Consider the following 23,456-nt stretch of genomic DNA (forward strand, 5'->3'; position numbering starts at 1 on the left):
AAACAAGGCATAGATAATCTATTCTTTGCCCTTTGTCAAATAAAAAAGAGGCTGTACCATGATTTATGATACAGCCTCTTTTCAACCATTTATTTAATCAACTGCTCAATTATAGCCGGGGTTTTGTTTGATATTAGGATTGATCTGGGTTTCCTTACGCGGTATTGGATAGAAATACATATTATCAGACCAAACGCGCTTTTGTGTAGTATTTACCTTGTAGGTAAAAGCGGCATTCGAGGTATTGGCTGGCGTAATAATTATACCCAATGCATCCTTACCACCGGTATCGGCAATACCCCATCTTCTCAGGTCAAAATACCTGTGCCCCTCAAAACAAAGCTCGATTCTGCGTTCGTGCCGTATTTTTGTACGCAAATCGGCGGTACCCGAGGCGGTAATTCCAGGCATCCCTGCCCGTTGCCTTATTTTGTTTAAGTATGTCAAAGCTGTAGCTGAATTGCCTAATTCATTTTCCGCCTCCGCATAATTCAGGTAAATCTCAGCCAGGCGAAAAGAGATCCACTGGCATGCGCTGTATGGCTGTACATTGAAATTATAACTTTCATCTACCATTTTACGGATGGTATACCCGGTTTTTGAGGCATTCCATGGTGACAGGGAACTTTCTTTAGAGTCTAATCCTCCTTCATAAAACTGCGCCCCGCGGCCTTGGAATGGCGCTCCGTTATACAAAATATCAGCATAGAAACGGGGATCACGGTTAAGGTATGGATTCGAGGTATTATCTTTCCACTGGAAGGCTGAACCATCCGCCATATCAAAATCCTCCACCATCTGTTCGAGCACATTATACGCGCTGTAACCATTATACCCGTTCGGGCTCAGATCCCGGTTTAAAGTGTTATACCTGTCTTCCTGTACGGTCGCGCTGAAAACCCTTGCGAAGATCACCTCGCTGTTAAAGTAATCTGTAAAAATCTTATTGTAAGTAGCCGAACTTCCATAAAGGCTATACAAGTTAAGATCAATTACCGCTTTGGCTGCATCAGCAGCAGCCTGCCAGCGCGCTCCGTCATTGCCGGTATTATAATAGGGGCTTGCAGCATATAAAAGCAACCTTGACTTTAAAGCCAGCGCGGCTCCAACCGTTGCTTTTCCATTATCGTTGCTATTTGCGTATGTTTTGGGCAGCAAGGAGACAGCCTGGCCGATATCCGATAAAATAAAATCCCTTGTCTGATCCCAGGTCGCCCTTGTTTCCGTAAATGATTGATCATTTGCTGTATAGACTTTGGTGATCAGCGGCACACCGCCAAACCGCTTAAGTAATTCAAAATAGCAAAGCCCTCTTAAAAAATAGACTTCGCCTTTCAGATTAGTGATCTGCTGTTCATGTCCGCTGGCATTAACCTTCCCGATATTCTGAAAGAACGTATTTGCCTTTTGAATGGTACTGTAAAGCGTTGTCCAATAATTAAGCGTAGAGCTGTAGTTTAATGGAAATGAACTTGACTGGTTATCAGGTGTTGCCTGGCCAAGCACATAAGTATTCTCCTGGCACCAGTTAAAATTGCTGTAAAGTTCATCAGTTTGTGATCCCCAGCCGAAACCGCCATCTTTAAACGCGAAAACCGATTCTTTGTAAATTTGATTAACAAAAACCTGGACCAAAGCAGGGTCTGACCAAACAGTGGTTTCTGAAAATGTACTGGTAGGTTTGATATCGAGTACATTTTTGCAGGATACACCAAACAATAGCATAGTGCCGGCACATGTTGATATTAGAATTTTTTTCATTTTCTTTTATTAAAAAGTAACATTAACGCCCAAATTGATAACACGCTGTTGCGGGTAGTAACGCCCGTTATTCACCGTTGACGATGCGCTTTCAGGGTCGAATGACGGGCCGAAGCTATCAACGGTAAACAGGTTGCTCCCGCTCACGTAAACCCGTGCGCTTTGCATACTGATCTTGTGGACAAGGGATTTTGGCAGATTGTAGCCGAGCTCGACATTCTTTAAACGAAGAAAGGCATCATTGCGCAGCCAAAACGTTGAGGCATATGTATTTGAACCAAAAGTTGAATTGGTAGGCCCGTTGAACGTACGCGGGTATTTATTATCGCCTTCCTTTAACCAGCGCCCGGTGAAAAACTCATCAGCCATATTCAAGCCACCCGGTTGTAAAACAGCCTTCGCCCTTGCCTGTCCCTGGAAAAATATGGTAATATCAAAGTTTTTAAACCTGCCGCCCAACGTGGCACCATAGATAATCTGCGGAATATTTGATAATGAGCTCCTGACCCGGTCAAGGCCGTTGATCACACCATCGTGATTAACATCTACATACCTGATATCCCCTACCCCTGTTCCTGTGGGATGTGGTGAAGCACTGAGTTCTGCTGCATTTTGGTAAATTCCATCTGCCTGGTAAAGCAACCATGAATCTATCGGACGACCGGTCACTTTTTGGTAATCCGGGACATTTGCCGGTTCAGCGCCATAAATAACTTTGTTGGCAGCATAAGTAAAATTTCCGTTGATGTTAAATGACAGGTCATTATTTAATCTCTTATTATAACCAAGGTCTATTTCCAGGCCTTTATTTTCTACCTTTCCGCTATTAACATCCGGCAGCGTAAGCCCGGCGTAGCCAGGAACTACGGCTGTAGGCGGAACCAATATTTGATTGCGCATCGAGCGGAAAACGTCGACGCTTAATGATAATGATTTAAACAATTGCGCATCAACGGCAAGGTTTGTTGTTGTGGCAACTTCCCAGGTTATATTAATGTTTGGTGTCGGGCCAAGCACAAATCCCGGTGCCTGCAGGGCATTTTGCCCATAAAAGTAGCCGCCTCCAAGATATTGGGATACCTGGCCTGATTGTAAACCATAGGTTTGAATATACTGAAAGGCGTTCACCGCGTCGTTACCTGTTTTACCCCATGAAGCACGCAGTTTCAGATCGTCAATAAACGAAACATGAAAGAATTTTTCCTGCGATATTCTCCATGCTGCGGATACCGATGGAAAGAAGCCAAAACGTTTTCCGGCCGGAAAATTGGGAGATCCGTCATACCGCATATTGTAATCAACCAGGTATCTATCATTATAGTTATAAGATAAGCGGCTGATAAAATTCTGACGTGCGAACTGGCTTGTAGCCGAATTGTTCGTTTGCCCCACGGTACTTCCGGCAAATAGTTCGGTTACCGTATTACTCAGGAAACCTGTACGGTAGGCGTCCAATGAGTTATAATTTTGCTGTTGTTGCTCATAAGCAACGAATGCCTCTATACCATGGTTGCCAAACTTATGCTCATAACCGAGCTTCAGGTTCACCATCTTATTGATGGTCTGGTTATTATTAAGCGATAAGTTTGGTGGTATAGTTGAATTTACCTGGGTGTAAGTTTTAGTATTTACGTTATAACTGTAAGCCGGTGGCGGAGTCGCGTTAAATCCCTTATACTTATTGTTATTGTTATCAAAAGCAAAGTAACCGTCAAGATGCAAACCGTCTGTAATACCTGGTAGCTGCCAGTTGAAGGAAGTTTTGGTCTGTAAAAAATTGTAATTATTATCCGTGAACCCCAAATCGCCGTTCAGGACATACACCAGGCTGTTTTGCGGACCGCCTCCGATCCCGACGCCAACATTACCGTTCGGGTAAACCGGCACCAGATACGGATACGCACTCCACAATTCATTGAATACTGACCCGGCACTGCTATAACCGGGTGACAGGCCATGCTTATATTCACCACGGTATAGCACGTCAACACCTATTTTGAAATTATTAACGGGAGTAATATCCAGGTTGACACGCGCGTTGTCATTGTTATAATATTCTGCAGAACCCTGGTACATGCTGCTTTGATGAAGATGCTGACCGGAAATAAAGTATTTGACCTTATCGGAACCACCTCTGAGGGTTAAAACATTATTGGTCTGCGGTGTCCAGGTTTTCATAACGGCATTCCACCAGTTGGTATTGGGATGACCGAGCGGATCAGACCCATCACGATATTGCTGAATATCGGTTGCTGTGTATTGCGGCTGCTGGCCAATCAGGCTGTTATATTCATTTACAGATTGCGCGTACTCCCATGAATTAAGCATGTGAGGAACCCGGGTGGGTTGGGTTAACGCGTAATTGGATGTAAAAGAGAGAGCGCTTTTACCCGCGACACCACGTTTAGTGGTCACGAGGATAACCCCGTTTGCCGCCCTCGCACCATATATAGCCGCGGTCGCATCCTTTAAAACAGTGATTGATTCGATATCAGCAGGGTCAAGCCTTGTAAAACCGCGGTCGGGAACACCGTCCACAATGATCAACGGCCCGGTAGATCCCAGCGTTCCCTTCCCCCTGATCAGGATATTGGCATCATCCGCTCCTGGTTCACCGCTGAACGTGTTAACAATAAGCCCGGGAAGCTGACCGGCAAGAGTGTTCGACAAGTTAGCAACCGGTGCTTTTGCAATTTCATCGCCTTTAACAGTGGCTACGGAACCTGTAACATTTGCTTTTTTACGGGTACCATACCCAATAACAACAACTTCATTCAGGTTGTTTTTTGAATCGGGTAGCATCGTTAACTTGCCCGTCCAGGCGTCGGTTACACGGATCACCTGGCGTTGAAACCCGATAAATGAAAAGCTGATTTCACTTCCCGATTGGGCGCTGATCGAAAAATCACCATTCTTGTCGGTAACGGTGCCCCGGTTCGTGCCTTCTACTAATACACTTACTCCGGGAAGATTTTGTCCTTTCTCATCAGTAACATGACCGCTGAGAAGTTTGGTAGATTGTCCAAAACTATTTCCGCTAAAAAGCAGGAACAGCACAGGCAAAAATACCAAACACATACGTTTGGGTACATTTCTGTTCATAATTGATTTTTTGTTAAGTTAAAATTGGTGTTCTGTTCTGGTCTGTTATGGTTGTAAAATTAGTAACAATTATTTTACGTCCAAATTTTTTTAAGAAAAAAGAATAAAAATTTTAAAGGTCGATTTTGACGGAAATACCTGATTGAAAATGCGATAGATATTGTTTTACATCAACCACACCATAATGTTGTTTAAGGATGCACAAGACGGCTCCTATCGTAAAATAAAAATCAAAACTTAAAAAGATCCGATTTTAGTTATTGCGGATTGAAAATGACAATATTTTGTAGCGAGTGTTCTAAAATAAAATTAGTTTGCATTTAAATGGCACGGAACTCAGAATTCAACGAAGAAGAAGCAATCAAAAAAGCGATGATGGTCTTGGGAAAAAGACTATGGCTGAACCTCCACTCGTGATCTGGCTGAGGCGATGAATATCAAAATCAGCAGCATTTATAATACCATGGGTGATAAACATCAGCTATTTATTAAAATGCATCTGTAATTACGCCTAACGATGGACATGTCCCCTATCAGTACATTCCAAAACTGGGGCAGCTCATCCAGCCGCGACCGGCACATGATTTTGCCCCACCTGGTGATCCTGGGATCATTGGCGCTGGACAGCATCGGTCCATATTGTTCAGCATCAACATGCATGCTTCGGAATTTGTAAATATGGAATGGCTTGCCGTTTCTTCCGTTTCTTTCCTGTTTATAAAAGGCGGGACCGCGGGACGACAACCTGGTGATCAGGTAAAGAAGAGTGAACGCCGGGAAACCCAACAGCATCAGTATTAACGAAAATACAACATCAAAAACCCTTTTCATTAAGGAGTCAGGTATCCCGGGCGTGGAAAGATTCTCCGGTCTTACTAACTGTAAAGACCGTTGCGCCTCCGGTAGTACCTCAGCATACGCATTGTATTCATCATTAACTACCGCCTGCATCAGCGGCTTAGTGTATATAATTTCCATTTCAGGGTGGGGCTTATACCAAGGCAGAATACAACATCTGCACCAAACATGAGCCCTATGACCGAAAAATGAATTGATACTATATTTTGAACCCGCAGAGGCCGAATAGGTTAGCTCCATACCCCTGTGCATTGCCATAACTTATCAGGTCGGTATCCGATTAAGTAAACAATTGTAAGTAATAATATACTTTTTATCGAAATAAAAAATACATAGTTAATATAACTCAGTTTCCGTAAATGCCGCCCCTTTTAAAGGCGGTATCAAGTGGCACAAGGACGGTGAAATACCTTTTATCCGCATCCACCAGGGTCAATACGCAAAGCCGCCGGGAGTAACCGCCAACGTAATGGATGCGAAAAGGCGCTATATGCTGCGATAAAACCTGGCTGTTATCAGGCATCGGCCTTCTGGATACACAGGAAACCTGGATTAAGAGGAGAAAAAAGAATACGATGAAGTATAATCTCGACATGTTCTAAATATACGCTTCAGATAATTGATTTTCATGCTTTTACGCCTAAATGATGTAGAAAATTTCAATGAAGGGTAATTCGAACTGAAAACCGCAGGCTGATGCGTTTGAAACTGTAATACGCGGGGCCATATCATCGTCTTGCTCCTATGCCGCTGCATCAATGGCCCGGACGTTAATGATCAAAGGCGCCACGTGGTCTAACGCGGTTGCCTTTATGGTAGCCAGTACCAATTTAGTATTTGAAATATTTATTGTGATTGTATCGCTGTTAGGTTGGGCATTTTTCGGCGGCGAAGTGATCGGCGGATTGTTTTTTATCATTTTATCAGCAATTCTGATCAGCCGGTTTTTCCCGGTAAAAGTAAAGGAGGAAGCGCAACAACATTTAACTGCGCCTGAAACTAAAAAATCAGACGATCCCCATGCGCATCACCGAATGGAAAAGTCCTGCTGCCATCATAATATGAAAATGGATGATGTTAAAGAAAGTTCCGGTTTTTTAACCAATCTGAAAACGGCCAGCGGCCATTATTATATGGATGTAACGATGGTGGGCAAGGATATTTTGATCGGGTTGGTCGTGTCGGCTATTTTAATGGTACTGGTGCCTGATGCCTTTTGGAAAGGTTTATTTTTAAGCGGAAACAGCACCATGCCACAATTCTTAGTACTAAGCTGGAACGCCATTGTCGGCATATTTATTGCCATTATTGCCTTTGTATGTTCTGTGGGTAATATCGTTTTGGCAGCCTTGTTGTGGCAGGGCGGTATATCTTTCGGTGGCGTGATCGCCTTTATACTTTCCGACCTGGTAACTATTCCGATGCTGATGGTGTTCCGTAAATATTATGGCAACAAAACGATGTGGTACCTATTGATTATACTGTTGGCAAGCATTTTTGCCACTTCCTTATTTCTCGATTATTCATTTGCTGCTTTACACTGGATACCACAAGCGCATACGGGCGTCATGCAAATGACCGGCAGGCATTTCAGTTGGAACTATCAAACCTGGTTGAACCTGTTCTTTATTCCTTTGTCGCTGGCCTATTTTTATTGGGGCAAAAGAGGTATGAAATAATGCTAAATTTGGGAAAGCAAATATTCATGGTGCTACATATTAAAAACATGGTTTGCGACCGTTGCCAGATGATCGTCCGGCAACAGTTGGAGAACCTCGGCTTTACGGTTAAACAGGTTGCTTTGGGTAGTGCGGAAATAACGTCTGAACCTGATGAGGAACAAATGCAGCTTATATCTGCCGCCCTCAAAGTCCCCGGTTTTGAACTAATCAACAAAGAAACAGATAAGACAGTTGAGGCGATAAAAAATGCGGTTATTGAGTTAGTGCATCACACAGACCTTTCAGAACTTAATATATCTTTTTCCGATCTGATCGCGAAGCGTGTTGGCAAGGATTATGCCCATTTAAGTCGCCTATTTTCCAACGCGCAGGATACAACTATCGAACGTTTCATCATCGAGCAAAAAGTAGAAAAGATCAAAGAGCTGATGGAATATGGGGAATTGAATCTAAATGAGATCTCCTATCAAATGGGTTACAGTAGCAGCGCGCATTTATCCACACAGTTTAAAAGCATCACCGGGCTAACACCCAGCGGGTTCAAATCGTCTGGAAAAGCAACACGGAAACCTATTGATAAAATCTGAACCGGTGATTTCTTTTGTGCAATAGGATATAAATTAAAAACAGAATTATATAAAAATGTCATTAGGAACTTTTCTAATTTAGCATCGTGAAAAGAATAGCAGTCATATTATTGGTTATTATCTACTCAGCATCCGTTTATGGGGTTACCATAAACAAGTTTTACTGCTGCGGTAAATTAACTGATATATCAGTATCTGCTAATTATGTGTCCAAGAGTGATAGCAAAGCTGTCGGCTCCGGATGCTGCAAAACTGTAAAGGAAAACTTTAAAGTAAAAGACAATCACTTTTCGGCTAAAACTGATCTGACATTAAAAGGCTCATTTGCTTTAGTTACTCCTGTATTTTCGGTTCCAGCAGCGCCGGAAAGAATTACGTTAAGGGCAGTAAGCGCTTACAATAGCCAGGCTCCCCCCGTTGGGCGCGATCCGCTTTACATCCTCTACGCCAACTACAGAATTTAATACCCCCGGTACTTCCCCCACCATTTGTTTAATTGCCATCCCGGCGAATTAGACCATTCCTTTTATTAATAATTTTTTCTCAATCAATTATTGCTGAGCAATTTTTCAGCATCAACATATTTTAAATTTCAAAAAGATGAAAACTATTAAATTTTCAATCGTTTTGCTTGCCCTGCTTTTTTCAAGGTCATTGGTGCAAGCCGGTAGCTTTAATGCTCAAATTACCTTATCAGCCCAAGATTCACTTGTCGCCGTTAAACATCTGAAAATATCCGATTATAAAGTGCTGGACAGAGGTGCCATCGTTATTTACGAACGTCAGCGCCCTGGCAATAAGCTTAATCTTTTCAAACCCATTCTTACCTATTATTTCAGCGTAAAGGGTTCGGATAAAGTATTTCTATTGACCCTGCAAAATCTGAAACAAATCTACAGGGACGGCCAGGCTTTTACTGCTCTGGATACCAATTTCAGTACTGACAGCGATCTGCTCTCTTATGATAAAATACATCATGAGTTCCGGGTCAACTATTACCTGTCAAAAACCGGCCACGCTTAATCATTCAATTGCAATTAATCATCCAATCATATAATTAAAACCCATGAAAAAAGTAATGTTAATGGCCATTGCCATCCTGTTCTCAGCTACAACCGTTTTTGCTGCCAATTCCAATAACCTGTCGTCTGATACGATTAAAACCAAAAAGGTTAAACCGGCGAAAGCGCAATATACCTGCCCTATGCATCCTGATGTACTGAGCGACAAACCCGGCAAATGCCCTAAGCCTGGCTGCGGAATGATCCTGGTTAAAAAAGAACCCGCAAAAAAGAAAGCAGATTCCATGAAAATGAAAATGTAAGATGACTTAAGCCCGTCCGTCTTTTAAGTACGGATGGGCTTAATAAAACCTATTACGATGATTAATCAACTTATTTCCCTGTCCTTAAAAAACAGGTATATCGTTTTACTGATTGCAGCCGCCCTCTTTGGATGGGGTGTATATGCGGTTAAGGAAAACCCTATTGATGCGATACCCGACCTTTCGGAAAACCAGGTGATCGTTTTTACTGAATGGCAGGGCCGCAGCCCGCAGGTGATCGAAGACCAGGTAACCTACCCGCTAGTAAGTAACCTGCAGGGAATTCCAAAAGTGAAAGCTATCCGTGCCACTTCCATGTTCGGGATGAGCTTTGTCTACATCGTTTTTGACGATAAGACTGATGTTTACTGGGCAAGAAGCCGCGTATTGGAACGTCTGAACTACGCACAAAGATTGTTACCGCAAGGGATCACCCCAACGCTCGGACCGGACGGCACGGGCGTTGGCCATATCTTATGGTACACGCTGGATGCCAAAGGTATGGACCTGGGCGAACAGCGTGCCTTACAGGACTGGTATATAAAGCTGGGATTGCAAACCGTACCCGGTGTGAGTGAAGTAGCCTCCTTCGGCGGCTTCGAAAAACAATACCAGGTCACTATCGACCCACATAAACTCAATTACTATAATATCCCTTTGCCACAGGTTTTAAAAGCCATCAAAAGCAATAACAATGATGTGGGTGGCCGCAAATTCGAAATGAACGGCACCGGTTATATCGTCAGGGGCTTGGGTTATATTAAGTCCTTAGCCGATGTAGAAAACATCCCTGTAGGCGTGATCAATACCATACCTGTAAAGATAAAAGACATAGCTACCGTACAAATGGGCGGCGATGAACGCTTAGGATTTTTTGACCAGAATGGCGAAGGCGAAGCGGTTGGCGGAATAGTGGTGATGCGTTACGGCGAAAATGCCGATAAAGTGATCCGTTCCATGAAGGATAAAATGGCCGATATTCAGAAAGGATTGCCTCCTGGAGTAAAATTCAAGATTGCCTATGACCGGAGTACTCTTATAGAAAGCGCGGTCAATTCTGTGAAACATACACTGATCGAGGAGATGATTACCGTATCGATTATTGTCATCCTCTTCCTGTTCAGTTGGCGCAGCGCTTTAAGTATTATCATTCAGATACCGATCACTATTGCTGCCAGCTTTATACTGCTCAATGCCTTCGGCATCAGTTCAAATATTATGTCATTAACCGGTATTGCTTTGGCAATAGGTGTGATCGTGGATAACGGAATTGTAATGGGCGAAAACTCGCATAGGAATCTATCCATTGCACAACAAAATGAAAAATCATGACCACAGCAGAAAGAATTAAAATTATAGAAACCTCCTGCAAACAGGTGGGGCGTGGCGTGTTTTTTTCCACGCTGATTATTATAGCCTCTTTTCTCCCCGTATTTTTATTGGAAGGACAGGAAGGTAAATTGTTCGGCCCGCTGGCCTGGACAAAGTCTTTTATCCTCGCTATAGATGCCATTCTCGCGGTAACATTAGCACCTGTGTTGATCTCTTTTTTCCTGAAAGGAAAATTGAGAACTTATAATCATAACCCTTTGAACCGGGTTTTAGAAAAGGTATATCATCCCTTATTAAACTGGTGTATGACCTGGCGTAAAACAACACTTGGGATTAACCTCATTGCTTTAGTCATCAGCATACCTTTATTGGTAAGCTTGGGCAGTGAGTTTATGCCGCCATTGGATGAAGGAACTATCCTGTTTATGCCGGTTACCCAACCCGATGTATCTAACTCGGAGGCCAAGCAGCTTTTGCAGGTACAGGATAAGATCATTAAGAGTGTGCCTGAAGTAGCCAATGTGTTGGGTAAGGCAGGGCGGGCAAATACAGCTACCGATAATTCACCCATCAGCATGACAGAAACCATCATCCTGTTAAAACCTAAAAGTGAATGGCGCAAAGGGCTAAAAAAGGAAGATATTATCAATGAGCTGAACGCTAAACTTCAGATTCCAGGCGTAGTGAACGGCTGGACCCAGCCCATTATTAACCGGATTAACATGCTTTCAACAGGCATCCGCACCGATATTGGTTTAAAAGTGTACGGGCAAAATCTGGACACCATTGCTGCATTATCCAATCAGATGAAACAAGCCTTGCAGGGTGTTAATGGGATAAAAGATCTGTACGTTGATCCGATCACTGGTGGTAAATATCTGGACATCCAGGTAAATAAAGAAGCTATCGGCAGATATGGTTTAAGCGTAGATGATGTAAATGAGGTTGTAGAAAGTGCTTTAGGCGGCATGAACCTGACCACTACGGTTGAGGGCAGGCAACGCTTCAGCGTAAATGCCCGGATTGCCCAGGATTACCGCAATAACCTCGATGCCATCAAACGTACGTTGGTTCAAACAACGAATAACGGGCCTATTCCCTTATCATCCGTTGCAGATATAAGAATCAGCGATGGCCCGGCCATGATCCAGTCTGAAAATGCATTGCTAAGGGGAACGGTACTGTTCAACGTACGTGACCGGGATTTGGGCAGCACAGTCAAAGAAGCACAGGACAGGCTGAACAGCATGGTAAAGACATTACCAAAAGGTTATTACGTAGAATGGAGCGGTCAGTATGAGAATTTGATCCGGGCAGAGCATACTTTAAAGCTGATCCTCCCGATTGTACTACTCATCATATTTGCCTGTTTATATTTTGCTTTTCATTCTATAAGGGAAGCATTTTTTAGCCTGATCTCCATCCCCTTTGCATTGATCGGTGGCGCTTATATGGTGTATTTCTTCGGGGTGCATTTATCGGTTGCTGTAGCTGTTGGGTTTATCGCCCTGTTTGGAATCGCTGTTGAAACGGGTATTGTGATGGTGATTTACCTGAACGATGCCATGCAGCAATTAGTGGCCTTAAAAGGAAATAGCAAAGAAACGATCACCAAAGCTGATCTGCGAGAATATGTAATGAATGGGGCGGTAAAACGACTACGTCCCAAATTGATGACTGTTTGCGTAGCCTTGTTCGGCTTGGTGCCTGTTCTTTGGGCAACCGGGACCGGTAGTGATGTGATGCTGCCCATTGTATTGCCGATGATCGGTGGCGTATTAACTTCTTCCACTCATATTTTACTGGTTACCCCGCTTATTTTTTTAATGCAGAAGGAATACGAACTAAAGAAAAATGGCAAACTGGAAGTATTAGCTATAAAGGAATAAGAATATGAAAACGAAATATCAAATCATAGTTACACTGTTTGCCTGCTTCGCCGGATTATCAGCAAAAGCACAGGCACAACGTCTGCCTTTAGACAGCGTTTTAACCCGTGTTATTAGCAACCCGGCATTGCATGCTTACGACTCGAAAATCAGCGCGCAGGATGCTTATGCCACCGGCGCAAAAAGCCTGGAAGCGCCTAAGATCAGCGCGGGCCAGTACCAGGTGCCTTATCAGTTTAGCCCGAATGGTGGTTCATTCATGATCCACGCCGAACAATCGTTCACTAACCCGGCTAAACTTCGGGCGAAGGAAGATTATATGAAGGGAATGTCCAAGGTAACGGCAGCCGACAAAGACTATTTGAAAAACCAACTGATCGCGCAGGCGAAGCAATATTATTATGAACGTGTAGTACTGGAAAAAAAACTAACCCAATTGCAGAACTCCAAAAGCCTGCTTGAGTATATGCTGAAGGATGCGAACATCCGTTTAACTTACGGTAAGGAAAAGCTGCCAAATATTTACAAGGCCAAAGCAGACCTGTTTGAACTGGACAATACCCGCGAAGAATTAAACAACGAAATCAGTCAAAAAAATATCATGCTCAATACCCTGATGAACCAGGATAAGCAAGCTGTTTTTTTAGTAGATACTACCGTTGTTTTTCATAGCTATGAAAGTACCATAACCGATACCGCAACACTTGCGAATGCCCGGAGTGATATTAGAAGCATCAATAAAAATATTGAATTACAAACTTTAAATGCACAGGTGGAATACAGCAAACGTAAGCCCGATTTTGGAATCCAGGCAGCGCACATGATCAGCTATGGGGCTTATGCCAACCAATATATCTTAATGGCATCTGTCACTATCCCTATCGTTCCCTGGGCCTCTAAAGAATACAAGGCCAATTTGAAAGGTATCCGCTACGAGGTAGAAGAGTTACAACAGCAAAAAATCAATGCGCTAAATCAGGCTGCCGGACAATTGGCGGGTATAAGAACAGACATAATAAGCAAGAAAAAACAGATCAGCAATTACCAGCAAAACATTATTCCCGCTTTGCAGAACGGTTATAAAACCGCCTTACTGGCCTACGACCAGAATACGGGTGACCTCCCCTCGGTATTACTGGTTATTAAAGACCTGCAAGCTTCCCGGATGGATGCCTTAGACCGTTTGCAGGAATTGTTAACCTTACAGGTAGCTTATGAGCGGGAAAATGAAACAGGAACGCAACCGCTAAATAATCAGATCAAATGAAAAGGATTAATATTATCATATTCAGCATGCTGTTGGGCATGCTGATATTCGCTGGTTGTTCTGATCAAAAAAAGGAACCGGCGAAAGTGCAGGTAAAAAGTGATGTAAAATACACCTGCCCTATGCATCCGCAGATCATGGAAGATCATCCTGGTAGCTGCCCGATTTGTGGCATGACGCTGGTGAAAAAATCAGGACAGGCCAGTGAAGGTGCAGGTATCAGTTTAAATACCGTATTACGGCCGGTGAACTCTTCTGTTATATCGACTGTAAGGGCTATTGCGCCTGAACAAAAGGAAATACCTACCACAATTTCAGCACAAGGTTATCTTGACTTCGATACGCGGACATTTAACAATATCGCTTCCCGCTTTTCAGGCCGTATAGAAAAACTATATATTAAATATGCCTTCCAGGAAATCCACCAAGGGCAGCACATCTTTGATATTTATAGCCCGGATATGGTAACTGCCCAGCAGGACCTGATCTACTTGACAAAGAACTCAGGTCAGGAAGCAGGATTAATAAATGCTGCGAAACAGAAACTTTTATTACAGGGTATGACTTATGAACAGGTTAACCAGGTTGTTAAAAGCGGGAAGCCATTTTATAGCCTCCCGGTGTATAGTGCTTATGAGGGGCATGTTCATGATATGCCGCATAGCCAGATGGCAGGCGTGACAAATACTGAAGCGTCTTCGGATTTTTCAAGTAACCTGCCGCTATCTATCAAAGAGGGAATGTATGTTGTGAAAGGACAAAATCTGTTTAATGTAGTCAATCCGCATATGCTTTGGGCTGTTATTAAAATTGATCAGTCTGCCGTTGTTCACTTAAAATTAAACCAGCGGGTAACCATTACACTGCCGGACTTGCCGGGTAAGATCATTATCGGAAAGGTAAATTTCATAGAACCAACTTTGCAGGAGGGCGACAAGACAACCAGTATCCGGGTTTATATCGACAATATGGATCACAAACTAAAAGTTAACAGCTTAGTTAAAGCCTCTATACAAACAGGCAGCACAAATGGCTTATGGATACCCCGGTCTGCATTGGTTGATTTGGGCCGGACAAAAATTGTATGGCTAAAAAACGGTGCATCATACCTGGCCCATCAGGTAATTACTGGTGCAGCCAATGGCAACGAAATACAAATTGTAAAAGGCTTATCTGTAGCGGATAGCCTCGCATCTAATGCCCAATATTTAACTGACAGCGAAAGCTTCATTAAAACACAAGGTCATGAATAAAAAACATTTTTGGAGAATAAGCACTATCGGGCTACTATCCTTTGTAGTAGTGATTGCTGTGCTTTTTACGGCCTGCACACAAAAGCCGAAAGCTGCCGCCGTTGCCAAGGCGGCAAATAAAGCCTATTATACCTGTTCGATGCATCCACAGATACATGAAGATCATCCGGGCAATTGCCCCATCTGCGGCATGAAACTGATTAAAGTGGAAGTGACCGGAAATAATATGGATATGGCCATGAATAAGATAAGGTTGACGAACTCACAAATTCAACTGGCAGGCATACAAATGGACACAATAAGGGAAGAAAATGTGGGTAGCGAAAAGACGCTGACCGGAACGGTAACTACGGATGAAAATAAAGCGGAAGAACTGAGCGCAAGATTAGCGGGCCGGATACAACAATTGTTTGTACGAACTACAGGCGAAAAAATCGCTATCGGTCAGCCGGTATATTCTATCTATAGCGAAGACTTGCAGGAAGCGGAAAAGGAATACCTGCTTGCTAAACAACAGCAAAAAGTGCTGCATAACCCCGATGTAGATTATCAGCAACTGATCAGTGCTGCTGAAAATAAGCTGCAATTATGGGGTTTATCACCATCACAAATCAAAAACATAGCTGTTTCCGGGAAAGTATCTGCCACCACAACTGTATTAAGTAAAGTCAGCGGAACGGTTAGTGAGATAGCTGTTCATGAGGGCGATTACGTAACCGAAGGGATGTCCATTTTAAAAACACAAGCCCTAAGCGACTTATGGGTAGAAGCTCAACTCTACGCCAGCGAAACAGGCAGCTACAAGGAAAATGACCGGGTACGTGTTGCTTTCCCTGATTTGGGCGGACAGCTCATTAACGCTAAGGTTGAATTTGTCAACCCTGAATTATCAGAAGCCTCTAAGGTGAATCTCATAAGAATTAGCATCCCAAATCCACAAGGATTGATCCGGCCCGGAATGCTGGCTTATATTTCAATTGCCGGTGGCAAGGATCATTCTTTAGCAGTGCCCGTTTCCGCTATTTTAACCGATGGGAAAGGTAGCCTGGTATGGGTTAAAAACACAGATGGCAGTTTTTCGGCCAGGATGATCAAACCGGGCGACGGTAATCAAAGCTATGTGCCTGTTCTTTCGGGTTTAAACACGGGAGATATTGTAGTTACTAACGGCGCTTATTTACTGAACAGTGAAGCGGCATTTAAAAATGGGGGTGATAACATGGCTGGTATGAAAATGTAAAGCGCCTTTTGTAAAAAAGAAAGTGCGAACTGGTTAGAAAAGGAAGCGAATCTAGAATTCATTCCCTTTTCCGACCAGTTCCGTTTTTGCGTCTTAATCAAAAATCTAAAACCGCATCTATCGCTTCATCAGCTTTTTTGAATGAAAAATTTGATTGATAGATCATCGTCGTTAGAATACTTTCATATCCCCTTGTTCAGGTCGTTCACCTGGTTGCCGTTGGCATCGTAGGTGTATTCGCCCGCCTGGTTCGCCCCGTTGATGAAGCCCGCGGTAGTACCCGAGTCGTCAATCCGGTCAACCCGGTTGCCGATGTAACTATAGGTAAGGTTATCAATCGCCAATGGCGTGGTTCCGTTCTTCTCGTACCGTTTCAGGGTTTGGATATTGCCCATTACGTCGTAGGTGAGGTTTTCGTTGTAAAAGCCATCATTCGCCGCAGTAGTTGTACTTATCGCGTCAGTAAGCCGGCTGATCTTGTCATAGCCATAGTTATAGGTAAGCGCCGGATAACTATTGCCTGATATGGTCCCGGTTAATGATTTAATGCTGCCGATATTGCCATTGTATTGCGGCGAACCCGCATCGTCATATTTTACATCCATACCAAACTGGTCGTTCAGGTCGATACTGGTGTACTGGTCGTTCGTAAGGCCGCCGTTGTTGATGTTGCTTACCCAGCCCCGGGCATTGTACCGGTAGTCCACGTTCTGCAAAAACGATGTCCCGTTGACGGAATGCAGCCCCTTTTGTTTCAGCTGACCAATTTCATTAAAGGTGTTCTGATAAACTACTGTCGGCGTTTGGGCTGCCCCTGTACCATCGGTCAGGGTATTGGTCAGTTTCAGTTTGCGGCCCATGTGGTCATAGCTGTAGCCGTCAACCGAGGTTAGTATCAACACCTTATCGATTTTGGCCGCATTGGCGGCATAATGAAGACGGGACGAGGAGATGACTTGCTTCAAAAAGTTATAGCCTAAGCTTACATCGTCGTGGTTGTACTGGCTCAGCATCGAGGAGCCCGCCAGGTAGTGCTGGGTAAAGGTACGCACCGTTTTACCTTCCCCGTCATAATAGTTCACCGTCCACAGGTAGTCACCGGTGGTATTCAGCACCAGTACTTTAGATGCCGTCGCAAGGCCTGTGGTGTGGCTGCTGTAGGCGGTAACCGTGGTCCTGTCATAAGCCGACGGAAACCCCGGAATATTGGCCGTATTGTAATTATCGTAATAGGTTACGCTTAATGTGGTGGTATAGGTTGCTGGCCAGGCATTGCCGCTATAGCCCGTACTACCCGTTGTTGCCGGCCCTTCCCAATAGGCGGTTGCCGCATCGGCAAGGGCCTGCACCGACACGTGGTTGTCCGTGCCTGAACTCCCGTTTTGCCATATGCCCGAAATCACCGCCCTGCCAAAAGCATCATACTTGGTAATGGTCCATTCCTGGCTGGCCTTCATCCGCTGCACCGAATCCTGGGTGGCTACCACCTGGTCAAGCTTGTTGTAGATGATGAACTCCCAGCCCTTGCCGGGAACTTTTTTCTATATGGGCATTTCCCCGCCGGTAGAAGCGGGGTCGCGCTTTCCGCTCATACGCCTGCAGGCCTTAGGCGCGGGCCGGTATCCGCTGCAATCACTAATGCGAAAATCGATTTTACAAAAAAATCTGCACTATAGCTGGACCCTGTAGCATTTCCCGGCTACCACATCATACATCACGAACCTGCTGTTGGTGACAACATACAACAGCGTGCGGTTAGGGAACACCAGCAAAGGACAGTTAAATCAGGATTCTGAAGATATTTATATTTTTTTTAAAATTATTCCCTTCCCAATCGGTCACTAAAGGTGTATGTAGTTCTTTCCAGCGTTTTACAAAAAAATCAATATTATTCATATCCCGGCTAATCAGTTCACCCAACTCTTCTACCCTTTTACTAAAACCATGTTTAGTATAAAAAGATTTTACTTTATGTTTTACGAAATTAAACAGCGGCATACCCTCGAAATCATCAGACCGTAAACGCATCCTTGTAGCACTATTGGGAGGTAATAAAAACTGTACCCCCTCCAAATTCGTTAATTGATCCAATGAGTTTAATTTTTTTTTTAACTCAAAAACATTCAGATAAATCTTTATCCAGCTATCGCCTTTTGAAATGTAGGTTGTAATGGTTTCCAACTGCGAACTCGAACTTAACCGGCATAAGTCATACACATAAGTTCCTGCGTCAAGTTTTCCCCATCGCATTCCCTTGTAAGGAGATTTCTCAAATCCATGCTTCATAAGTGCTGGAATACCATTTTTTATAAATATTTCGTTCCTTGATTCCAAGAAATCCTTAGCTGTTAAGGCATAAAACAATCCCATATTAATTATTTTTAATCTGATTACTAGTTGTAGTGATACCTCCAGTCGCAACACTTTGTGCTACCTTACCCAATTGCTGGCTGGTTGTTCGATTAATTAACAATCCACCTGGGGTGGTTACAAAAGGTCGAGCTAACCGTTGGTTCTTGGTTAAACCCGAGGTATTAAACTTACTTTCTACAGTTAGCCTATTTCCATTGAAAATATTTTTCATATTATGATCGTACTTGGCAACTTGAGTTCCACCACTTGCGGTTGTGCCTTTCGTTTCTACTTCAGCTATACCCTCACTCAAATAGCCCTTTGCGGCATATTTTATCTTAGTAACCATTTCGCCTAAAGCTCCTTTTGCTTGGTTCGACAATTTGTCCAAACCTTTCTTTGCTAATGCTCCTGCACTTTTCCTAATGCTGCCGCTCCTCCACCTATTGCTCCATCTATAGCGACGTCTTTTAAAGTTGTACCATGTCCTTGAATGGCTCTATTGGCGATGCCTCCTACCATATTTGCACCTACAGAAACCAACAAGCTTGCAGCATTTCCCGGCTACCACATCATACATCACGAACCTGCTGTTGGTGACAACACACAACAGCGTGCGGTTAGGGAACACCAACAAAGGACAAATTGAAAGATTGCTATCAAACCCCGATTCCTAAAACTCATGGCTCATTCTTATTCCGCTGTTTGCCTTCCCAGTCGGTTACCATCGGCTGTCCGTTTATCTCATACCACCTTTTTACAAAATAGTCAATATTGTTCATGTCTTTTTCGATCAGTTCACCCAGTTCTCTTACTCTTGTATGAAAGCCGCTTTTAGTATAAAAAGACTTTAGTTTATGTTCTACTGTACGGAAAAGAGGCATACCTTTAAAATCGTCTATGCGAAGACGCATTTCGGTGGAAGTATTGGGTGGAAGGTAAAATTGAATTATTGGGAGCCCCTTTAATTGCTGTAAAGATTGTAAATCCGGTTTCAAATCAAAAATATTTAAATATATTTTTATCCAAATGTCTCCTTTTGAAATATGTGTTGTAATAATTTCTAAATGCCGATTTTCATTCAACTTACATAATTCATATGTATAATCTCCTAAATTATTTTTTCCAAACCATGGAGCGCGGAAGGGCATTTCTTCAAACTCATTTTTTTTAAGAGTCGGTAAAGCCCTTTCTAAAAATATTTTATTTCTCGCTTTAAGACGCATCTTAAGCGATACCTTATAAAACAATCCCATATTAATTTTTTAATTGGTTGCCAATTGTAGTAGAACTTCCTGTCACCACGCTCTGCGTTGCTTTACCCAACTGCTGGCTTGTTGTTCGATCAACAATTAACCCGCCGGGGGTAGCCACTCTTGCTTGTGCTGCAGCTTGATTACGGGTTAGCCCAGCTGTATTAAATTTACTTTCTTGTTATCAAACTCGCCCCCCGATAGCATCAGCGACGGGGTAAACAAAAACCGCCCGGATGTGTTGGGACATCCGGGTAGTAAAGCATGTAATTTGCGGGTTAGACACACGCGGCAAGTGTACGATAGCTTGGGATGCTATCTTTTTAAAAGTTTCAATGCCTTTCGAGTCTCCATTTCCCATTCATCTAAAATTGCTTTCCTATTACCATCAAGAAGCTTCTCTGTATTATGATAGACCTCTTGTACATAACTATTGTTTAGATCTTCTTTTCTTTTAATAAATGATAGACAATCTTTTAAGATTTCTGTTGAATCTGGTAACCCTGCATATGCTGACGAATAAGAAACTGCCTCAAAAAAGCGAAAGGTGTTTTTCCGGTCTTTTTTATAGTAGTTATAAAAATCCTGAGCATTATTTATTTTTGATAGTAAATCTTTATCAGCCTGATTTATTACAACAGCCAAATCTTGCCCAAGCTGTTCTAATTTACCCTCTTCATATTGCCACCACTGACGTTTATTAGGACTTCGTAAAAAATAACCGAATGTCAATGCTAAGAAGTTTTTTGGAACATATAATGGCATCACAAAAACTACTATTTCAAACTGATCCGCAGCAAAGCCAGAACTATTAAAGCAGAAGCCTTTTAATAACCCAGTATTTACTTCACGGTATAATAAATGATTTTTACAACTTAAATCAGTTATAGATAAGTGTTGTTTTATATGTTTATTAAAAAGCGATTTTAATAAGTTACTTTTCATATTTTATTTTTTTAACGTATTGCGGTAACCTGGCTTGAACTTGATATCTCAGGTACATTTTTTATAGTGTTACTAACTTGTTTTGTTGATAATGTTGCACTACCCGTTTTGAAGTCGAATACGTGACTTACAGCACCATTACGTGATAATGTTACCTCTGCTCGTGTACTACCTTTAATGCCATATTTAGCTACATCCTTTCCCAAATATGATTGTTCTGTAGCTACTCCTTTTAGTCCTTGAGCATCTACCAATGATTTAAATTGAGTATGTGCTGCAGTTCCAAAACCTTTTTCACCTTCTTTTAAACCCGTTGCTGTCACAGCAGCTTTGGCATCGGCAGCTATAGCCGTTAATGCTTTACCTGTTCTGGCCACTTGTATGGCGGCCGCTGTTTTTTCTAAGAGACGGCCTCCAAAGCCCGCAGCCACACCAACCGCTGCGTCCGTAATAACAGATTTAGCAGTTATCGCCTTACCCTGAACGGCATTGTTTATTGCTCCTCCAACAACGTTAGCGCCCGCAGAAGCGCCTACCGTTACCAATAGGCTTGTTCCTCCGGTCAGTCCTGCTACACCACCGGTAACAGCACCCTGTAAAGCACTTCCTCCTACTGCCTTCCAATTTGTAACGTGCCCGCTATTATAAATCTGTGATCCGGCTTCTACAGCACCGCCTATTGCAGCTCCGACAACAGCATAGAGGGGCGGGGAAATAAAAAGGAATGTTTTTACCCTCTATGCGGCTTTATCCCAATGTCATTAAGTTAAGGAAATATAGAAGTGGAAATAATATCGAATAATGAATTTCGAATGTCCCACACAGAAGGTTTTTACTTCATTATTCGATATTGGACATTTAATGTTCGATATTAAAATCGACATTAAATCCTTAACTTAATGACATTGGCCGGTATCCTTTGCGCGACGCTGCTGTAAACAAAAACAACCCAGATACTTTTGAGGCACTTGGCTGAGAGGTATATACTTTGCATATTAGACACATGCAACAGCCACGGTACTTGTGCGCCAGAAGGGGAGATCAAATTTAAAGTTTCAATGCCTTTCGAGTCTCCATTTCCCATCCTGCTAAAATTTCTTTTCTATTACCTGCAAGAAGCTTTTCCGTATTATGATAAACCTCTTGCACCCAATCGAACTTTATTTCTTTCTGTTTTTTTAAATACGAAATGAATCCGTTTAATTCTTCATCGGATATCGCTAATTCACCATAAACAGCTGAATAAGAAACAGCTTCAAAAAATGGGATTTCTTTTTTTTTGTTACTTTTATAATGATTATAAAAGTCAGCCGCATTATTAATTTTATTAAGAAAGCTTTTTTCGGCTTGATTGACAACGTTTGCAATATCTTCTCCGAGTTGTTCCAATTTATCCTCAGTATAATTCCACCATTGACGTCCAATAGGATTAGGAAGAAAATATCCAAAAGATAATATTACATAATCCTTTGGAACATACATTGGTAAAACGAATGTAACTATTTCAAACTGATCGGCTGAAAACCCAGAACTGTTAAAATAAAAACCCTTAAGTAATCCGGATGTAATTTCAGCATAGAGCAAATGGTTTTTAACCTTCCAATCTGTCGATTTTAAATGCTTTTTTATATGTTTGTTAAAAAGCGATTTTAATAAGTTACTTTTCATATTTTATTTTTTAACGTATTGCGGTAACCTGGCTTGAGCTTGATATGCCCGGCACATTTTTTATAGTATTACTGATTTGTTTTGTTGATAAGGTGGCACTCCCTGTTTTCAGGTCAAATACGTGGCTTACTACTCCATTACGGGACAAAGCAACATCGGTTCTTACACTTCCTTTTGTTCCATATGCAACACTTGCATTATTTCTAAAAGAGGTTTCTGTCGTTATTCCCTTAAATCCCTTTGCATCTACCAATGATTTGAATTCTGTATGTGCTGCAGTCCCAAAACCTTTTTCACCTTCTTTTAAACCCGTTGCTGTCACGGCAGCTTTGGCATCGGCAGCTATAGCCGTTAATGCTTTACCTGTTCTGGCCACTTGTATGGCGGCCGCTGTTTTTTCTAAGAGACGGCCTCCAAAGCCGGCAGCCACACCAACCGCTGCGTCCGTAATAACAGATTTAGCAGTTATCGCCTTACCCTGAACGGCATTGTTTATTGCTCCTCCAACAACGTTAGCGCCCGCAGAAGCACCTACCGTTACCAATAGGCTTGTTCCTCCGGTTAGTCCCGCTACACCACCGGTAACAGCACCCTGTAAAGCACTTCCTCCTACTGCCTTCCAATTTGTAACGTGCCCGCTATTATAAATCTGTGATCCGGCTTCTACAGCACCGCCTATTGCACCGCCTATTGCAGCTCCGACAACAGCGCATATCGGGCAGTTTCCATCAGGATCATCTTTATTTATGGGATTACCCCAGACATATGCATAAGGCGATTTGTCTATTTGGTTAGGATCCTCGGAGAGTTTATCAACTACGCCCCACCTACCAACTACCGGATCATAAAACCTCGCCCCGTAATCTTATGGGCTACCACGATATTTCAAACAAGCCCTGATTTTGTCGCTCAATGCAAGTTTTTTATAAAGAACAATTTGTCC

At 42.8% G+C, this 23,456-nt stretch carries 22 protein-coding genes and 1 pseudogene; 10 read left to right on the forward strand and 13 right to left on the reverse strand.

Translation table 11 applies throughout. The annotated features are described in order from the left end of the window. Positions 1-105: 105 nt before the first annotated feature. From QWZ17_RS24155 to QWZ17_RS24170, 4 genes are all read right to left on the reverse strand, one after another. Positions 106-1,761, reverse strand: coding sequence for a RagB/SusD family nutrient uptake outer membrane protein (locus QWZ17_RS24155; RefSeq protein WP_290307896.1), 1,656 nt, complete (start codon positions 1,759-1,761; stop codon positions 106-108). 9 nt (positions 1,762-1,770) lie between these two features. Then, entirely contained in the window at positions 1,771-4,863 is a 3,093-nt protein-coding gene (locus QWZ17_RS24160; protein WP_290307897.1) for a SusC/RagA family TonB-linked outer membrane protein, read from the reverse strand. Between the two features lie 477 nt (positions 4,864-5,340). Then, complete coding sequence (locus QWZ17_RS24165; protein WP_290307898.1) at positions 5,341-5,841, reverse strand: sugar transferase; 501 nt, start codon at positions 5,839-5,841, stop codon at positions 5,341-5,343. A gap of 226 nt (positions 5,842-6,067) precedes the next feature. Further along, the gene (locus QWZ17_RS24170; RefSeq protein WP_290307899.1) at positions 6,068-6,316 is read right to left on the reverse strand and encodes a hypothetical protein; all 249 of its coding nucleotides are present in this window, start codon (positions 6,314-6,316) and stop codon (positions 6,068-6,070) included. Between the two features lie 130 nt (positions 6,317-6,446). Here QWZ17_RS24170 and QWZ17_RS24175 point away from each other — a divergent pair, with 130 nt between their 5' ends. From QWZ17_RS24175 to QWZ17_RS24220, 10 genes are all read left to right on the forward strand, one after another. Next, positions 6,447-7,400, forward strand: a complete 954-nt coding sequence (locus QWZ17_RS24175) for a permease (protein WP_290307918.1) — start codon at positions 6,447-6,449, stop codon at positions 7,398-7,400. Positions 7,401-7,426: 26 nt separating this feature from the next. After that, positions 7,427-7,990 carry a helix-turn-helix domain-containing protein gene (locus QWZ17_RS24180; RefSeq protein WP_290307900.1) on the forward strand — a complete coding sequence of 188 codons (564 nt, stop codon included), beginning with the start codon at positions 7,427-7,429 and terminating at the stop codon, positions 7,988-7,990. A gap of 86 nt (positions 7,991-8,076) precedes the next feature. Continuing rightward, positions 8,077-8,454: an HYC_CC_PP family protein gene (locus QWZ17_RS24185; RefSeq protein WP_290307901.1), complete on the forward strand. Its 378-nt coding sequence runs from the start codon at positions 8,077-8,079 to the stop codon at positions 8,452-8,454. Positions 8,455-8,590: 136 nt separating this feature from the next. Next, a complete protein-coding gene (locus QWZ17_RS24190) occupies positions 8,591-9,013 on the forward strand; it encodes a hypothetical protein (protein ID WP_290307902.1) in 423 nt (140 codons plus the stop codon). A gap of 43 nt (positions 9,014-9,056) precedes the next feature. After that, complete coding sequence (locus QWZ17_RS24195) at positions 9,057-9,314, forward strand: heavy metal-binding domain-containing protein (protein ID WP_290307903.1); 258 nt, start codon at positions 9,057-9,059, stop codon at positions 9,312-9,314. Between the two features lie 57 nt (positions 9,315-9,371). After that, positions 9,372-10,646, forward strand: a complete 1,275-nt coding sequence (locus QWZ17_RS24200; RefSeq protein ID WP_290307904.1) for an efflux RND transporter permease subunit — start codon at positions 9,372-9,374, stop codon at positions 10,644-10,646. Then, positions 10,643-12,535 (forward strand): efflux RND transporter permease subunit, encoded by a 1,893-nt coding sequence (locus QWZ17_RS24205; protein ID WP_290307906.1) that lies wholly within the window; start codon positions 10,643-10,645, stop codon positions 12,533-12,535. Before QWZ17_RS24200 ends, QWZ17_RS24205 begins: the two co-directional genes overlap by 4 nt. Before the next feature lie 4 nt (positions 12,536-12,539). Next, positions 12,540-13,802, forward strand: a complete 1,263-nt coding sequence (locus QWZ17_RS24210) for a TolC family protein (RefSeq protein WP_290307907.1) — start codon at positions 12,540-12,542, stop codon at positions 13,800-13,802. Continuing rightward, the gene (locus tag QWZ17_RS24215; protein ID WP_290307908.1) at positions 13,799-15,055 is read left to right on the forward strand and encodes a heavy metal-binding domain-containing protein; all 1,257 of its coding nucleotides are present in this window, start codon (positions 13,799-13,801) and stop codon (positions 15,053-15,055) included. Before QWZ17_RS24210 ends, QWZ17_RS24215 begins: the two co-directional genes overlap by 4 nt. Continuing rightward, positions 15,048-16,295, forward strand: coding sequence for an efflux RND transporter periplasmic adaptor subunit (locus QWZ17_RS24220; RefSeq protein ID WP_290307909.1), 1,248 nt, complete (start codon positions 15,048-15,050; stop codon positions 16,293-16,295). Before QWZ17_RS24215 ends, QWZ17_RS24220 begins: the two co-directional genes overlap by 8 nt. A gap of 182 nt (positions 16,296-16,477) precedes the next feature. Here QWZ17_RS24220 and QWZ17_RS24225 read toward each other — a convergent pair whose 3' ends face one another. The 9 genes and pseudogenes from QWZ17_RS24225 to QWZ17_RS24265 form a co-directional block, all read right to left on the reverse strand. Then, positions 16,478-17,782: a hypothetical protein gene (locus QWZ17_RS24225; RefSeq protein ID WP_290307910.1), complete on the reverse strand. Its 1,305-nt coding sequence runs from the start codon at positions 17,780-17,782 to the stop codon at positions 16,478-16,480. Between the two features lie 292 nt (positions 17,783-18,074). Continuing rightward, positions 18,075-18,665: a hypothetical protein gene (locus QWZ17_RS24230; protein ID WP_290307911.1), complete on the reverse strand. Its 591-nt coding sequence runs from the start codon at positions 18,663-18,665 to the stop codon at positions 18,075-18,077. Between the two features lies 1 nt (position 18,666). Further along, positions 18,667-19,038, reverse strand: coding sequence for a hypothetical protein (locus QWZ17_RS24235; RefSeq protein WP_290307912.1), 372 nt, complete (start codon positions 19,036-19,038; stop codon positions 18,667-18,669). 289 nt (positions 19,039-19,327) lie between these two features. After that, positions 19,328-19,903, reverse strand: coding sequence for a hypothetical protein (locus QWZ17_RS24240; protein ID WP_290307913.1), 576 nt, complete (start codon positions 19,901-19,903; stop codon positions 19,328-19,330). A 312-nt stretch (positions 19,904-20,215) separates the two neighbouring features. Then, complete coding sequence (locus QWZ17_RS24245; RefSeq protein ID WP_290307914.1) at positions 20,216-20,845, reverse strand: hypothetical protein; 630 nt, start codon at positions 20,843-20,845, stop codon at positions 20,216-20,218. 11 nt (positions 20,846-20,856) lie between these two features. Continuing rightward, on the reverse strand, positions 20,857-21,390 hold the full coding sequence (locus QWZ17_RS24250) for a hypothetical protein (RefSeq protein WP_290307915.1): 534 nt from the start codon (positions 21,388-21,390) through the stop codon (positions 20,857-20,859). Positions 21,391-21,892: 502 nt separating this feature from the next. After that, positions 21,893-22,513, reverse strand: coding sequence for a hypothetical protein (locus QWZ17_RS24255; RefSeq protein ID WP_290307916.1), 621 nt, complete (start codon positions 22,511-22,513; stop codon positions 21,893-21,895). A 10-nt stretch (positions 22,514-22,523) separates the two neighbouring features. After that, entirely contained in the window at positions 22,524-23,057 is a 534-nt protein-coding gene (locus tag QWZ17_RS24260) for a hypothetical protein (RefSeq protein WP_290307917.1), read from the reverse strand. 192 nt (positions 23,058-23,249) lie between these two features. After that, positions 23,250-23,363 (reverse strand): annotated as a pseudogene (locus QWZ17_RS24265) (RHS repeat-associated core domain-containing protein); the annotation flags it as partial. Positions 23,364-23,456 lie beyond the last annotated feature (93 nt).

Source organism: Mucilaginibacter flavus, from assembly GCF_030409315.1.
Lineage (GTDB): Bacteria > Bacteroidota > Bacteroidia > Sphingobacteriales > Sphingobacteriaceae > Mucilaginibacter > Mucilaginibacter flavus.

Excerpts from the sequence above, each read along its gene's own strand:
- QWZ17_RS24155 (WP_290307896.1), bottom strand. The coding sequence starts at position 1,761 with ATGAAAAAAATTCTAATATCAACATGTGCCGGCACTATGCTATTGTTT.
- QWZ17_RS24160 (WP_290307897.1), bottom strand. The coding sequence starts at position 4,863 with ATGAACAGAAATGTACCCAAACGTATGTGTTTGGTATTTTTGCCTGTG.
- QWZ17_RS24165 (WP_290307898.1), bottom strand. The coding sequence starts at position 5,841 with ATGGAAATTATATACACTAAGCCGCTGATGCAGGCGGTAGTTAATGAT.
- QWZ17_RS24170 (WP_290307899.1), bottom strand. The coding sequence starts at position 6,316 with ATGTCGAGATTATACTTCATCGTATTCTTTTTTCTCCTCTTAATCCAG.
- QWZ17_RS24180 (WP_290307900.1), top strand. The coding sequence starts at position 7,427 with ATGGTGCTACATATTAAAAACATGGTTTGCGACCGTTGCCAGATGATC.
- QWZ17_RS24190 (WP_290307902.1), top strand. The coding sequence starts at position 8,591 with ATGAAAACTATTAAATTTTCAATCGTTTTGCTTGCCCTGCTTTTTTCA.
- QWZ17_RS24195 (WP_290307903.1), top strand. The coding sequence starts at position 9,057 with ATGAAAAAAGTAATGTTAATGGCCATTGCCATCCTGTTCTCAGCTACA.
- QWZ17_RS24200 (WP_290307904.1), top strand. The coding sequence starts at position 9,372 with ATGATTAATCAACTTATTTCCCTGTCCTTAAAAAACAGGTATATCGTT.
- QWZ17_RS24205 (WP_290307906.1), top strand. The coding sequence starts at position 10,643 with ATGACCACAGCAGAAAGAATTAAAATTATAGAAACCTCCTGCAAACAG.
- QWZ17_RS24210 (WP_290307907.1), top strand. The coding sequence starts at position 12,540 with ATGAAAACGAAATATCAAATCATAGTTACACTGTTTGCCTGCTTCGCC.
- QWZ17_RS24215 (WP_290307908.1), top strand. The coding sequence starts at position 13,799 with ATGAAAAGGATTAATATTATCATATTCAGCATGCTGTTGGGCATGCTG.
- QWZ17_RS24220 (WP_290307909.1), top strand. The coding sequence starts at position 15,048 with ATGAATAAAAAACATTTTTGGAGAATAAGCACTATCGGGCTACTATCC.
- QWZ17_RS24230 (WP_290307911.1), bottom strand. The coding sequence starts at position 18,665 with ATGGGATTGTTTTATGCCTTAACAGCTAAGGATTTCTTGGAATCAAGG.
- QWZ17_RS24240 (WP_290307913.1), bottom strand. The coding sequence starts at position 19,903 with ATGGGATTGTTTTATAAGGTATCGCTTAAGATGCGTCTTAAAGCGAGA.
- QWZ17_RS24245 (WP_290307914.1), bottom strand. The coding sequence starts at position 20,845 with ATGAAAAGTAACTTATTAAAATCGCTTTTTAATAAACATATAAAACAA.
- QWZ17_RS24255 (WP_290307916.1), bottom strand. The coding sequence starts at position 22,513 with ATGAAAAGTAACTTATTAAAATCGCTTTTTAACAAACATATAAAAAAG.